Source organism: Brevibacillus sp. SYP-B805 (genome assembly GCF_011059135.1).
Lineage (GTDB): Bacteria > Bacillota > Bacilli > Brevibacillales > Brevibacillaceae > Brevibacillus_F.
Map to the genome: position 1 here is coordinate 164,107 of NZ_JAALGD010000010.1, position 14,734 is coordinate 178,840.

General features: G+C 57.9%; 10 protein-coding genes and 1 pseudogene. All 11 read left to right on the forward strand.

The features are described 5' to 3' along the window. Positions 1 to 262 precede the first annotated feature (262 nt). Positions 263 to 2,338, forward strand: coding sequence for a heterodisulfide reductase-related iron-sulfur binding cluster (locus G3578_RS13740; RefSeq protein WP_165213522.1), 2,076 nt, complete (start codon positions 263 to 265; stop codon positions 2,336 to 2,338). Positions 2,339 to 2,519: 181 nt separating this feature from the next. Beyond that, a complete protein-coding gene (locus tag G3578_RS13745) occupies positions 2,520 to 3,698 on the forward strand; it encodes an acetyl-CoA C-acetyltransferase (protein WP_165213523.1) in 1,179 nt (392 codons plus the stop codon). 23 nt (positions 3,699 to 3,721) lie between these two features. Next, positions 3,722 to 4,573, forward strand: coding sequence for a 3-hydroxybutyryl-CoA dehydrogenase (locus G3578_RS13750; RefSeq protein WP_165213524.1), 852 nt, complete (start codon positions 3,722 to 3,724; stop codon positions 4,571 to 4,573). Between the two features lie 54 nt (positions 4,574 to 4,627). Then, the gene (locus tag G3578_RS13755) at positions 4,628 to 5,770 is read left to right on the forward strand and encodes an acyl-CoA dehydrogenase (RefSeq protein WP_165213525.1); all 1,143 of its coding nucleotides are present in this window, start codon (positions 4,628 to 4,630) and stop codon (positions 5,768 to 5,770) included. 15 nt (positions 5,771 to 5,785) lie between these two features. Continuing rightward, a complete protein-coding gene (locus G3578_RS13760) occupies positions 5,786 to 6,928 on the forward strand; it encodes an acyl-CoA dehydrogenase (protein ID WP_165213526.1) in 1,143 nt (380 codons plus the stop codon). 14 nt (positions 6,929 to 6,942) lie between these two features. Next, positions 6,943 to 7,890 (forward strand): methylmalonyl Co-A mutase-associated GTPase MeaB, encoded by a 948-nt coding sequence (gene meaB / locus G3578_RS13765; RefSeq protein WP_165213527.1) that lies wholly within the window; start codon positions 6,943 to 6,945, stop codon positions 7,888 to 7,890. A gap of 135 nt (positions 7,891 to 8,025) precedes the next feature. Continuing rightward, positions 8,026 to 8,658, forward strand: coding sequence for a TetR/AcrR family transcriptional regulator (locus G3578_RS13770; protein WP_165213528.1), 633 nt, complete (start codon positions 8,026 to 8,028; stop codon positions 8,656 to 8,658). A gap of 30 nt (positions 8,659 to 8,688) precedes the next feature. Next, on the forward strand, positions 8,689 to 11,940 hold the full coding sequence (icmF, locus tag G3578_RS13775; RefSeq protein ID WP_165213529.1) for a fused isobutyryl-CoA mutase/GTPase IcmF: 3,252 nt from the start codon (positions 8,689 to 8,691) through the stop codon (positions 11,938 to 11,940). A 159-nt stretch (positions 11,941 to 12,099) separates the two neighbouring features. Then, a complete protein-coding gene (gene rpoE / locus G3578_RS13780) occupies positions 12,100 to 12,660 on the forward strand; it encodes a DNA-directed RNA polymerase subunit delta (protein WP_165213530.1) in 561 nt (186 codons plus the stop codon). Positions 12,661 to 12,880: 220 nt separating this feature from the next. Next, positions 12,881 to 14,482 carry a CTP synthase gene (locus G3578_RS13785; RefSeq protein WP_165213531.1) on the forward strand — a complete coding sequence of 534 codons (1,602 nt, stop codon included), beginning with the start codon at positions 12,881 to 12,883 and terminating at the stop codon, positions 14,480 to 14,482. Between the two features lie 170 nt (positions 14,483 to 14,652). Beyond that, positions 14,653 to 14,734, forward strand: a pseudogene (locus G3578_RS13790) (IS200/IS605 family transposase); the annotation flags it as partial.

Consider the following 14,734-nt stretch of genomic DNA (forward strand, 5'->3'; position numbering starts at 1 on the left):
GACTTCTCTAAAGACTCCAATGGAAACGGATTTCTGACAGCAAGGCGAAAACTTTTTTGGCGTCCTACAGTAACTACCATAGCAAAACCCCGCCCGGCTGTGTTATAGTCATCTTATCTGAACGACCGCTCAGAATTGATCATCCCTTGTTTCGTCAGTTTTTTTGTGAAATTGAAAATCTTGAATGAATAATCATTCATTTTTTTCGGCCGTTCTGTTAAGATAGTATCCAAGATAGACATGTACAAAGGGGTTGAGAGCGTTGCTGGCATTATTGAATCTCATTGCGTTTTTCCTGGTGCTGGCCTATGGGCTCTATCTGTTTGCGCACGTGGTGTACAGCCGTTATCTGTTCATCAAGCTGGGAAAAAAGCCGGACGTGAAGGACGACTTCGCCACACGGCTGAATCTGGTGCTGGAGAACGTGTTTTTCCAGAAGAAGCTGTTGAAGGACAAAAAGAGCGGCGTCATGCACGTCGTGATGTTCTACGGCTTTATCATCCTGCAGTTCGGCGCCCTGGAGTTGATCATCAAAGGGTTGGTGAAAGGCTTTGAACTTCCTTTTGGAAGCGCACACAAATACTTCAGCCTGATGCAGGAAATCACCACCTTTCTGATCCTCGTCGCGGTCGCCTATGCTTTCTACCGCCGCTACATCGAGAAGCTGAAGCGTTTGAAGCGCGGATGGAAAGCGGGGCTTGTGCTGATTTTCATTTCCACCCTGATGGCATCGGTTCTGCTCTCCCTTGCCTTTGAACAGCTCTGGCTCGGCCATGAGGCGTCCGTATACGCGCCGATCTCTTCCCTGATCGCCGCAGCCTTTTCCGGCATCAGCCAGACGGCCGCCGGCGCGCTGTTCTATCTGTTCTGGTGGATGCACCTGCTGATTCTGCTGTCGTTTGCCGTATACGTTCCCCAATCGAAGCACGCTCACCTGATTTTTGCTCCCGTCAACGTCTGGTTCAAGAAGCTGGACCCGCCGGGCAAGCTTACGTCGATCAATTTTGAAGACGAGACACAGGAGGTTTTCGGTGTCGGCAAAATCGAAGACTTCACCCAGACGCAGCTGATTGACCTGTACGCCTGTGTGGAGTGCGGCCGCTGCACCAACATGTGTCCGGCGTCCGGCACGGGCAAGATGCTCTCCCCGATGGATCTGATCGTGAAGATGCGGGATCATCTGACGGAAAAAGGAGCCGCCGTGACCTCCCGTACGCCCTGGATGCCAAGCTTCGCCTTTGCTGGCACAACGGCCAACCGGCTGGCGATGCAGGCAGGAGAAGCGGCCGCCGCCGCAGAAGGGGGCGCAGCAGCTGCCGTCTACGAGAAAAACCTGATCGGCGATGTCATCACCGAGCAGGAGCTGTGGGCATGCACCACCTGCCGCAACTGTGAAGATCAGTGCCCGGTGATGAACGAGCATGTGGAAAAAATCATCGACATGCGCCGCTATCTGGTCATGACGGAAGGCAGCATGCCGGCGGAAGCGCAGCGGGCCTTGAACAACATCGAGCGCCAGGGCAACCCGTGGGGGATCAACCGGAAGGACCGGCTGAAATGGATCGAGGGGCTGAACGGAGAATACGCCGTGCCGACCGTGCAGGAAACCGACGAGTTCGAGTATCTCTTCTGGGTGGGTTCCATGGGCTCCTTCGACCTGCGCAGCCAGAAGATCACGCATGCCTTCGTGAAGCTGATGCACCAGGCGGGCGTCAAGTTTGCCATCCTGGGCAACGAGGAGAAAAACTCCGGGGATACGGCGCGCCGGATCGGGAACGAATTCCTGTTCCAGCAGCTGGCCCAGGAAAATATCGAGATTTTCAAAGCCTACAATGTGAAAAAGATCGTCACCTGTGACCCGCACGCCTACAATACGTTCAAAAACGAATATCCGGAATTCGGCCTGGAAGCGGAAGTGTACCACCACACCGAGCTGCTGGCCCAGTGGGTGAAGGAAGGCCGCCTGAAGCCGACCAAGGAAGTGAAGGAACGCATCACCTATCACGACTCCTGTTATCTGGGCCGCTACAACGAGATCTACGACAAGCCGCGCCAGATCCTGGAGGCGATTCCGGGCGTGGAGATCGTGGAGATGAAGCGCAGCGGCTGCGACAGCATGTGCTGCGGTGCCGGCGGCGGCCTGATGTGGATGGAAGAGCACGAAGGCACGCGCATCAACCTGGCGCGGACGGAGCAGGCGCTGGAAGTGAACCCGACGGCGATCGCCAGCGCATGTCCGTACTGCCTGACCATGATGAACGACGGTGTGAAGATGAAGGAAGCGGAAGATCGCGTCAAAACAAGGGACGTGTCGGAGATTCTCGCGGACGCCCTGTAATCCTTGAAAGATGAAAAGCCGTGCTGCTTGGCGTAGTACGGCTTTTTCCCTAACGACAGACGGTTTTTGACATTGACGAACCGGCGGGAAAGACGCAAAATGAAAGTAATGACGAAAGTGAGCGACCGCTCGATCAATTGGATGAAAGTGGAAAGGGACCTCATACAGGGAGAGTGATCGCATGAAAACGGTTGTTGTGGGGGCGGCGCGAACGCCATTCGGCAAGTTTGGCGGCGCGCTGAAGGAGATTCCTGCCGTTGAGCTGGGCGCCATCGCAATTAAGGAAGCGCTTACACGAGCGGGGATCAGCGGCGAGCAGGTAGATGAAGTGATCATGGGGATGGTTGTGCAGGCGGGGGCCGGCCAGGTGCCGTCCAGGCAGGCGGCGCGCAAGGCGGGGCTACCCTGGGATGTGGCCAGCGAGACGATCAACAAGGTGTGCGCTTCCGGCATGCGGGCCGTCACCATGGCGGATCAGATCATCCGCGCGGGGGATGCGGAGATCATCGTCGCCGGCGGCATGGAAAGCATGAGCAACGCTCCCTACGCGCTGCCGCAGGCTCGTTACGGCTTTCGGATGGGCGACAGCACCGTCGTGGATTTGATGATGCATGACGGCCTTACCTGCCCGTTTGATGCGGTGCCGATGGCGGTCCACGGCAGCAACGTGGCGGCTGAATACGGCATCACCCGCGAGGAGCAGGACAGGTGGGCTTACCGCAGCCAGATGCGTGCCTCCCAAGCGGTCGCCAAGGGCATTTTTGACGAAGAGATCGTGCCGGTTCCCGTGCCGCAGAAAAAAGGCGATCCGGTGTTGGTCACCCGCGATGAAGCGCCGCGCCCGGACACCACCCTGGAAGGGCTGGCGAAGCTTCCGCCCGTCTACAAGAAGGACGGCACGATCACGGCGGGCAACGCGCCCGGCATCAACGACGGGGCGGCCGCCATGGTGCTGATGTCCGACGCCAAAGCGCGGGAGCTTGGCAAGAAGCCGATGGCGACGATTCTCGGCCATGCGCAGGTGGGCGCCGAGGCTCCCTATATCGCCACCACACCCGGTTTGGCGATTCAGAAGCTGCTGAAGAAGACCGGCGTCAGGCTGGAAGAGATCGACCTGTTTGAAGTGAATGAAGCGTTTGCCGCCGTGACGCTGACGAGCGGACGCATCGTCGGCTGGGATGAGGAGAAAGTAAATGTGAACGGCGGCGCGATTGCGCTCGGCCACCCGATTGGCGCGAGCGGTGCCAGAATTGTCATGCATTTGATCTATGAACTGCGCCGCCGCGGCGGAGGCCTGGGCATTGCGGCCATCTGCAGCGGTGCGGCACAGGGCGATGCGATTCTGTTGAAAGTAGAGTAATAGAGTAAGGGGGCGCTTTCGTGATGAACGTACAAACATTGATGGTGGTCGGCGCCGGCCAGATGGGCAGCGGCATCGCCCAGGTGGCGGCGCAGGCCGGCCTTGCCGTTATCCTGAACGATCTGAAGCAGGAGTTCGTCGAGCGCGGCCTGGCGACAATTGTGAAAAATCTGTCCCGCAGCGTGGAAAAAGGCAAGATCACCGCAGAGGAAAAAGAGGCCGTGCTGGGCCGCATCACCCTCTCCACCGATCTGTCGGACGGCAGGAAGGCCGATTTCGTCGTGGAAGCCGTCACGGAAAACATGGCGATCAAAACGGAGATCTTCCGGAAGCTGGACGACGTGTGTCCGCCCCATACCGTGCTGGCGAGCAATACCTCTTCGCTGCCGATCACGGAGATCGCGGCGGTCACCAAACGGCCGGAGAAAGTGATCGGCATGCATTTCATGAATCCCGTGCCGGTGATGAAGCTGGTCGAAGTGATTCGCGGCCTGCAGACGGCGGATGAGGTGTATCAGCTCGTGGAAGATTTGTCCAAGCGGATGGGCAAAGTGCCCGTCAGCGTCAACGACTTCCCCGGTTTCGTCTCCAACCGCGTCTTGATGCCGATGATAAACGAAGCGATCTACTGTGTCTATGAGGGAGTCGCCACGCCGGAAGCGATCGATGAAGTGATGAAGCTGGGCATGAACCATCCGATGGGACCGCTGACGCTGGCTGATTTCATCGGTCTGGACACCTGCCTCTACATCATGGAAGTGCTGTACGAAGGCTTTGGCGATTCCAAATACCGTCCCTGCCCCCTCCTGCGCAAGTACGTGAAGGCGGGCTGGCTGGGCAGAAAGTCGGGACGCGGCTTTTACGTGTACAACTAACCTGATACGCATGGCTGCCATCAGTCGGCAGAAAAGCAGAAAGGCAGGGCTATCATGAATCTCCGATTGACGGAAGAACAAGAAATGATGCGCAAGATGGTGCGCGATTTCGCTCAAAAAGAGATCGCGCCCTTTGTTCCGGTGATGGAAGAGACGGAAGAATTTCCGCGCCATCTGGTCAAGAAGATGGGAGAGCTCGGCTTGATGGGAATCCCGGTCCCCGAAGAATGGGGCGGGGCGGGCGCCGACTTCATTTCCTACATCTTGGCCATCAACGAGATTTCCAGGGTAAGCGCCACCTTGGGGGTGATCCTCTCCGTTCACACGTCGGTCGCCACCAATCCGATCCTGTATTTCGGCACGGACGAGCAGAAGCGGAGGTTTGTGACGAAGATGGCCGCAGGTGAATACCTGGGCGCCTTCGCGCTGACGGAGCCGGGGGCCGGCTCGGATGCCAGCCGCATCCGCACCATGGCGGTACGCCAGGGAGACGAATATATCCTGAACGGCAGCAAGATCTTTATCACCAACGCCGGTGAAGCCCAGGTCTACATCACCTTCGCCGTAACGGACCCGGCTGCCGGCAGCAAAGGGATCTCCGCCTTCATCGTCGAAAAGGATACACCAGGCTTTACGGTGGGGAAAAAGGAAAAGAAGATGGGGCTGCATGGCTCCAATACCGCCGAGCTGATCTTCGAGAATGCCCGCGTGCCCGCTGCCAACCTGCTTGGCAAGGAAGGGGAAGGCTTCAAAATCGCGATGGCCAATCTGGATGTCGGCCGCATCGGGATTGCCGCCCAGGCGCTGGGCATCGCGGAAGCGGCGTTGGAATATGCGACGGCGTACGCCAAGGAACGGCATCAGTTCGGCCAGCCGATCGGCAAGCAGCAGGCGGTCGCCTTCAAGCTGGCGGACATGGCTACCCTGGCGGAAGCGGCCCGGCTGCTGGTTTATCGGGCGGCTTTCCTGCGCAGCAAGGGGCTGCCCTGCGGCAAGGAAGCATCCATGGCCAAGCGTTTCGCCTCCAACGCGGCGATGAAAGCGGCGACGGAAGCCGTGCAAATATTCGGCGGGTATGGCTATACCCGCGAATATCCGGTCGAGCGGCTGTTCCGCGACGCCAAGATCACCCAGATTTACGAAGGTACCAATGAGATTCAACAAATCGTGCTCGCCAAGCATTTGCTGGCGGAATAGACAGGAGTGGATCCGATGAATTTCCACCTGACGGAAGAACAAGAGATGCTGCGCCGGATGGTGCGCGATTTTGCGGAAGCGGAAGTGGCGCCCACCGCAGCGGAGCGTGACGAAGAAGAGCGCTTCGACCGTTCCCTTTTTGAAAAAATGGCCGAACTGGGGCTGACGGGGATTCCGTGGCCGGAAGAGTACGGCGGGGCGGGAGCCGATTACCTGAGCTACGTGCTGGCCGTGGAAGAGCTCTCCCGCGTGGACGCGTCCATCGGCGTCACGCTGTCCGCCCATGTATCGCTGGCGAGCTGGCCGTTGTACAAGTTCGGCACCGAAGAGCAGAAGCAGAAGTTCCTGCGTCCGCTCGCCGAAGGAAAGAAAATGGGGGCCTACTGCCTCACGGAGCCCGGTTCCGGCTCCGATTCCGCCGGCATGCGCACCACGGCGGTAAAGGATGGCGACCACTACATCCTGAACGGCAGCAAAATCTTCATCACCAATGCGGGCGAAGCGGAGATCTACATCGTCTTCGCCGTGACCGATCCGGCCCTGAAGCATAAAGGGATCAGCGCCTTTATCGTGGAGAAGGGCATGGACGGCTTCACCATGGGCAAGAAAGAGAAGAAGCTGGGGATTCGTTCCTCGCCGACCATGGCGGTGAACTTTGAAGATGTGCGCGTGCCGAAGGAGAATCTGTTGGGGGCAGAAGGGGAAGGCTTCAAGATTGCCATGATGACGCTGGATGGCGGCCGCAACGGTATCGCCGCCCAGGCGCTCGGGATCGCGCAGGGAGCGTTTGACCATGCGCTTGCCTATGCGAAAGAACGCGTGCAGTTCGGCAAACCGATCGCGTCGCTGCAGGCGATCCAGTTCAAGCTGGCCGACATGGCGACCAAGATCGAAGCGGCCCGTCTGCTCACCTATCAGGCGGCATGGCTGGAGGATCAGGGTCTCCCTTACGGCAAGGCGTCGGCGATGTCCAAGGTGTTCGCCGGCGACATTGCGATGGAAGTCACCACGGAGGCGGTGCAGATCTTCGGCGGCTACGGCTACACCCGCGAATATCCGGTGGAGCGCTTCATGCGCGATGCCAAAATCACGCAGATCTATGAGGGCACCAACGAGATTCAGCGTGTCGTCATCAGCAATTATCTTCTCAAGGGATAAACGGGGTTTCCACCATGCATGAATTGACAGGGCGCATTCTGGCGGGCGATGTGCGCGGGGCGGCCCGCGCCATCACCTGCATCGAAAACGACTACCCGGAGCGGACCCAGGTTCTGCGGGAGATTTTCCCCCATACGGGCAGGGCGAAGCTGATCGGCATCACCGGAGCGCCGGGTGCCGGAAAAAGCTCGCTCGTCGACAACCTGATCGGTTATCTGCGTTCGATGGAGCTGAAGGTGGGGGTTGTGGCCGTTGACCCGACCAGTCCGTTTACGGGCGGGGCGCTGCTCGGCGACCGCGTGCGCATGCAAAGCCACGCGCTGGACAAGGGTGTGTTCATCCGCAGCATGGGGACCCGCGGCAGTCTGGGCGGCTTGTCCCGCAATACCCGGGACGCCGTGCGGGTGCTCGATGCTTACGGCTGCGACGTGATTTTGATCGAGACGGTGGGCGTCGGCCAGTCCGAGCTGGATGTGATGCATATCGCTGACACCACGGTGGTGGTGCTCAATCCGGGCGGCGGCGACGCGGTGCAGGCGTTCAAGGCGGGGATCATGGAAATCGCCGATCTCTTTGTCATTAACAAGGCGGACCTTCCTGGCGTGGAGAAGCTGCAGGTGGAAGTGGAGCAGATGCTCGATCTGGCCAAGCACGACGCGCCGTGGCGCCCCCCGGTAGTCCGCACCGTCTCCATCGAAAGCCGAGGGTTGGATGACCTGTGGAACGCGATCCTGCGGCATCAGGCCTATCTGGTGGAAAGCGGCGAGGGGGCTGCGCGCCGGGCCAAGCATCTGAAAGACGAGGTGCTGGAGATCGTGCACGACCAGCTGTACCGCAGAATGCTGCAGAGCGTCGAAGCGGGCGCTTTCGCCGATGCCCTGGAGGATGTCGCCCAAAGAGTGCGCGACCCTTACACGGTTGCCGGCCAGATTGCGGATTCATGGTTTCAGCAAGGCCGCTGACGGGAGATGGGATGAAAAAAGATTGTCGTGCTATTCCTCACCGTGTATCGTATAATGGTAGGAAAAAGAGCGTGGCAATCTTTCTTTCAAGATGTTTCTGACCAAACGCTCAGTCGGTAAGAGGTGGCTGAAACCATGTTGGAAAAACGGAAAACCATTCCTTCCCTGGTCAAAGACCCCAAATTGATTGAGAAGCGGCGCGAGCAGATCATTGAGGCAGCCGTTGACCTGTTTATTCATAAAGGCTTTCACAAGACCACAACCCGCGAGATTGCACGGGCGTCGGGATTCAGCATCGGTACGCTGTATGAGTACATCGAGTCCAAAGAGGACGTCCTCTATCTGGTCTGCGATGCGATCCACAACGAAGTGGAGACCCGCCTGCGCGAAGCGATCACGTTTAACGGCACGGGCCTCAAAATCCTGAAGATGGCACTAAAAAGCTTTTTCCGAGTGATGGACCAGATGAGCGACCGCGTGCTGCTGATCTATCAGGAGACCAAGTCGCTGCCCAAAGAGGCGCTGCGCTACGTGCTGCGCCGGGAGGAAGAAATCTCCGCCATCTTCGAGGAAATCCTGCGCAAAGGGATCGCCGACGGCTCGATCCGGCTGGATGAAAAGCATGTGAAGCTGATGGCGGACAACATCATGGTCCTTGGCGAGATGTGGGTGTTCCGCCGCTGGACGCTGAAGAAGCATTACACGCTGGAAGAGTATACGGAGAAGCAGATCGACCTCTTGCTGCGCGAGATCAGCGTGGCACATTAGCCAGCCTTACCCCACGAGGAGGGAGAAACGATGGAAACGGAAGTGTATCGTCCGACAAACAAGATCCGTTTTGTAACCGCTGCCAGTCTGTATGACGGCCACGACGCTTCGATCAACATCATGCGCCGCATCCTGCAGGCATCCGGTGCGGAAGTGATCCATCTGGGACACAACCGCTCCGTGGACGAAGTGGTAACCGCCGCCATTCAGGAAGATGTGCAGGGCATCGCCATCAGTTCGTATCAGGGCGGCCATATGGAATATTTCAAATATGTCATCGATTTGCTGAAGGAACGCGGGGCCGGGCATATCCGCGTTTTCGGCGGCGGCGGCGGTGTGATCGTGCCGCGCGAGATCCGCGAGCTGGAAGCGTACGGGGTATGCAAGATATTCTCCCCGGACGACGGGCGCCGATTGGGCCTGCAGGGCATGATCAACTACATGCTGCGGGAGACCGATTTCCCGACGGTCAAACAGATCGAGCGGGAAGTGGAGGAGCTGCGGGAACAAAGCCACAAGGCGATCGCCCGGCTGATCTCCGTCGCCGAATATGCGGTGGAAAAGCCGGAGGTGTTCGCGCCCGTCGCCGAAAAATTGCCGCAGCCCGAAACCGTGGTTCCCGTGCTGGGGATCACCGGTACGGGCGGCGCGGGAAAAAGCTCCCTGACCGATGAGCTGGTGCGCCGTTTTCTCAACCATTTCAGCGAGAAGACGGTTGCCATCCTCTCCATCGACCCGTCCAAGCAAAAGACGGGCGGCGCTCTTCTGGGCGACCGGATCCGCATGAACGCCAACAATTCCCCGCGCGTCTACATGCGCAGCCTGGCGACGCGCAAATCGGGCTCGGAGCTGTCCGGCGCGGTCAACGACGCCATCAAGGTGGCGAAAGCGGCAGGGTTTGACCTGATCATCGTGGAGACGAGCGGGATCGGGCAGGGCGACGCCCAGATCACCGAAGTGTGTGATGTCTCCATGTATGTGATGACCAGCGAGTTCGGGGCACCGTCCCAGTTGGAGAAAATCGACATGCTTGATTTCGCCGATCTGGTGGTGATCAACAAGTTTGAACGCAAAGGCTCGGAGGATGCCCTGCGCGAGGTGCGCAAGCAGTACCGTCGCAACCACAACCTGTTTGACGTGCCGGACGAAAAGCTGCCGGTGTACGGCACCATTGCCAGCCAGTTTAACGATCCCGGCACCAATGTCCTTTTCGCGGCCGTCGTCCGAGCGATCGTTCAGAAGACGGGGGTCGACTGGCCTGTCGAGCATCTCGATGCCACCCCGGTCACCGTTCACAAGAAATCGCTGATCCCGGCCGACCGCAGCTCGTATCTGCAGGAGATCGCCAATACCGTGCGCGAGTACCGGAAGTTTACCGAGGAGCAGTCGGCTGTCGCCCGCAAGCTGTTCCAACTGCACGGCGCCAAGGAAGCCGTGCTGCAGTCCGGCGATCCCATGGCGGCGGAAGTGGCGCTCGTGCTGGATAAACAGATCGCCCATTTCGAAAGCAAGCTGCACCCGGAATGCCGCCGCATTCTCGATCAATGGCCGGAGCTGAAGGAAAAGTACCGCCAGGATCAGTTCGTCACCAAGGTGCGGGATAAGGAGATTGTCACCAAGCTGTATACCGAATCGCTTTCCGGCACCCGGATTCCCAAGGTATGCCTGCCCGATTACGCCGATTGGGGAGAGATTCTGAAGTGGTCGTTGAAAGAAAACGTGCCGGGCGAGTTTCCCTATACGGCGGGCGTCTTCCCGTTCAAGCGGGAAGGGGAGGACCCGAAGCGCCAGTTCGCGGGGGAAGGGACACCGGAGCGGACCAACCGCCGCTTCCATTTCCTGTCGCAAAACGACGAGGCGAAGCGCCTGAGCACCGCTTTCGACTCCGTTACCCTCTATGGCGAAGATCCGGATTACCGCCCGGACATTTACGGCAAGATCGGCACCAGCGGGGTGAGCGTCTGTACGCTGGACGACATGAAGAAGCTGTATGCGGGCTTTGACCTGTGCGCGCCGACCACATCCGTCTCCATGACGATCAACGGCCCGGCGCCGATGATTCTGGCTATGTTCATGAACACGGCCATTGACCAGCAGGTGGAAAAGTTCGTGGAACGGGAAGGGCGTCAACCTTCCGCTGAGGAGTATGAACAGATCAAGGCATACACCCTCTCCACCGTGCGCGGGACGGTGCAGGCGGATATTCTGAAAGAGGATCAGGGACAGAACACCTGCATCTTTTCCACCGAGTTCGCCCTGCGCATGATGGGGGACATCCAGCAGTATTTCATTGATCACAAGGTGCGCAACTACTACTCGGTCTCCATCTCCGGCTACCATATCGCGGAGGCGGGCGCCAACCCGATTACGCAGCTGGCGTTTACGCTGGCCAACGGCTTCACCTACGTGGAGTACTACCTCAGCCGCGGCATGCATATCGACGATTTTGCGCCGAATCTCTCGTTCTTCTTCTCCAACGGCCTCGATCCGGAATATACGGTGATCGGCCGGGTGGCCCGCCGCATCTGGGCGACGGCCATCAAGTACCGGTACGGCGGCAACGAGCGCAGCCAGAAGCTGAAATACCACATCCAGACATCGGGCCGTTCGTTGCATGCCCAGGAGATGGACTTCAACGATATCCGGACCACGCTGCAGGCGTTGATCGCCATCTACGACAACTGCAACTCGCTGCACACCAACGCGTACGACGAGGCGATCACCACGCCGACGGAGAACTCGGTGCGCCGCGCCATGGCGATCCAGATGATCATCAACAAGGAACTGGGGCTGGCGAAAAACGAGAATCCGCTGCAGGGCTCCTTCATCATCGAAGAGCTGACCGACCTCGTGGAAGAAGCCGTGCTGCAGGAGTTTGAGCGCCTGAACGCCCGCGGTGGCGTGCTGGGGGCGATGGAGACGCAATACCAGCGCGGCAAGATCCAGGATGAATCGATGTATTACGAAATGAAGAAACACAGCGGCGAGCTGCCGATCATCGGGGTTAATACCTTTATCAATCCGAACGCGTCGGAAGAGGACTACGAGATCGAGCTGGCCCGCGCGACGGAAGAGGAGAAGGAACAGCAGATCCGCAACCTGCGCGCCTTCCAGGAACGCAACCGCGACAAGGCGCCGGCCGCGCTGCGCCGCCTGCAGGAAGTGGCCGTGTCCGGCGGGAACATTTTCGCCGAGCTGATGGAGACGGTGAAAGTGGCTTCGCTTGGCCAGATCAGCGCCGCACTGTATGAAGTGGGCGGGCAGTACCGCCGGAATATGTAACGCCTCCGATGCCGCCCGAACCGCTCGGGCGGCATTTGCCGGCAAAAGGTGACTCTCGCAAAATAGCAGGCTTGTCAGGTGTGCAATCCTTGCATTTTCGGCTAAAATAAGGAATACTGTAAGGTAGCCAATTTATTGTTGCGAAAGGACGTGCCCTTGGTGAGCCAATTACTTTCCCATATTGATCCGGAAAAATTAAGCGAGATGGCCCTGGTCGATATCGCCTACGAGATCTTGAAAGAGACCAACCGCCCTTATAATTTCCGCGAATTGATGGATGAAATCGCAGCGCTGCGTAATCTGTCCGAACAAGAAAAAATGGGCATGATCGCTCAAGTATACACGGAAGTAAACATCGACGGCCGTTTCGTCTGCATTGGCGAAAATACGTGGGGCCTGAAACGCTGGTATCCGACCGAAACGGTGGAAGAGACCCAGGAGGGCGGCAAGAAAAAGAAACTGGTCCTCGACGACGACTTCGACGACGATTACGAGCTGGAAGAAGAGCTTGTGGAAGAGTATGAGGAGGACGATGAACTGGCCGTCTTTGAGGATGACGAATTCGTTGATCCGGACGACCTGGACGACCTGGGCGAAGATCTCGTGGAAGACGATCCCGAGCTCCTGGAAGATGAGGAAATCTTTGAGGATGAAGAGTTGGTGGAAGAAGAAGAGGAAGTCATCGAAGAAGAACCTGATGACGAAAATGAAGATTTTTAATACCTTGACTTCCCTGGAAGAGACATTATAAAATACTGCTTGGGCTTCACATGAAGATCAAGCAAATATGAAAAGATAGTAAACAAAAGTGCCCCCTGCCCGTAACAGCGGGACGGGAATCGCTTTTGTTTTTTCTTTTTTCTGGAGCCGATTTGACCCAATCAATGCAGCACTTATTTCATGACTGATTTCGGAATAGGGGAAAGAGGGGACGTACAGAATGGCAAAGTACATTTTTGTAACAGGCGGGGTTGTATCGTCGCTGGGCAAAGGGATTACGGCGGCATCGCTCGGACGGCTGCTGAAGAACAGAGGCTTGAAAGTCACGATCCAAAAGTTCGACCCGTATATCAACGTGGATCCGGGAACCATGAGCCCGTATCAGCACGGGGAAGTATTCGTCACCGATGACGGGGCGGAGACAGACCTTGACCTCGGACACTATGAGCGGTTTATCGATATCAATCTGAACGCCAACTCCAATGTGACCACGGGGAAAATCTATTCCGCCGTCATCGCCAAAGAGCGCCGGGGGGATTATCTCGGTGGGACGGTGCAGGTCATCCCGCACATTACCAATGAAATCAAGGAACGCGTTTTCCGCGCGGGGCGTGAAACCGGTGCCGATGTTGTCATCACGGAGATCGGCGGAACGGTCGGCGATATCGAAAGCCTGCCCTTCCTGGAAGCGATTCGGCAGATCAAGAGCGACATCGGGCGGGAAAACGTCATGTATATACACGTTACCCTGATCCCCTACATCAAAGCGGCCGGTGAACTGAAAACAAAGCCGACCCAGCACAGCGTCAAGGAACTGCGCAGTCTCGGCATTCAACCCAATGTGATCGTCACCCGGACGGAGCATCCGCTGTCGCCCGAGATGAAGGAGAAGCTCGCTTTGTTCTGCGATATCGACAAGAATGCGGTGATCGAAGCGGTGGATGCCGATCCGCTGTATGAAGTGCCGCTCCTCCTGCAGGCACAGGGGCTTGACGACTATGTATGCCGCCACCTGGGGCTCCCCTGCGGGCCGGCGGACATGACCGAATGGAAGGCGCTGGTCGACAAGATCAAGAATCTCACTCATCTGACCCGCATTGCCATCGTCGGGAAATATGTGGAGCTTCACGATGCGTACCTGTCCGTGGCGGAGGCCTTGTACCACGCCGGTTATGCCAACGATGCGGATGTGGACATCAAATGGGTACACGCCGAAGAGGTGACCGAGGAAAACGTGGCCGAACTGCTCGGCGATGTGGACGGCATTCTGGTGCCGGGCGGATTCGGCGACCGGGGAATCGAAGGGAAAATTATCGCGACCCGTTACGCGCGGGAGAATCGCGTGCCGTTCCTGGGCATCTGTCTGGGCATGCAGGTGGCGGTCATTGAATTTGCCCGCCATGTGGCCGGCATGACGGGTGCCAACAGCTCCGAGATCAATCCGGACACCCCGTATCCGGTGATCGACCTCCTGCCGGAACAAAAAGAGATCGAGGACAAGGGCGGCACGATGCGCCTGGGGCTCGATCCGACGAAGGTGGAAGAAGGCAGCCTGGCGGCGAAGGCTTACAACAGCACGCTTGTTTATGAACGCCACCGCCATCGTTATGAAGTGAACAATGAGTACCGGGACCAGCTTGCCCGGTTGGGCCTGCGCTTCTCGGGAACCTCCCCGGACGGCCGTTTGGTGGAGATCATCGAGGTGCCGGATCATCCGTGGTTCCTGGCGACGCAGTTCCATCCGGAATTTACGTCCCGCCCGAACCGTCCACAGCCGCTGTTCCGCGACTTTGTGGCTGCCGCTTTAAAACAACGGAAATAGTCTACAAAAAGCGTACCGTGATCGCACGGTACGCTTTTTTGTATACGAAAACCCCCAGTTAGACTGGGGGTTCGGGAAAGCTTACAGCTATGAGTAGCCATCCTTTGAACCCGGTGATAAGATGGGAGCCGGTCTGCCAACCGCTCAAACTTATCACAGGAGGACAAAGGATGGACAAGAGCAGTCTAGCACACACCAAATGGAACTGCAAATATCATATCGTATTTGCTCCGAAATACCGAAGACAAGTGA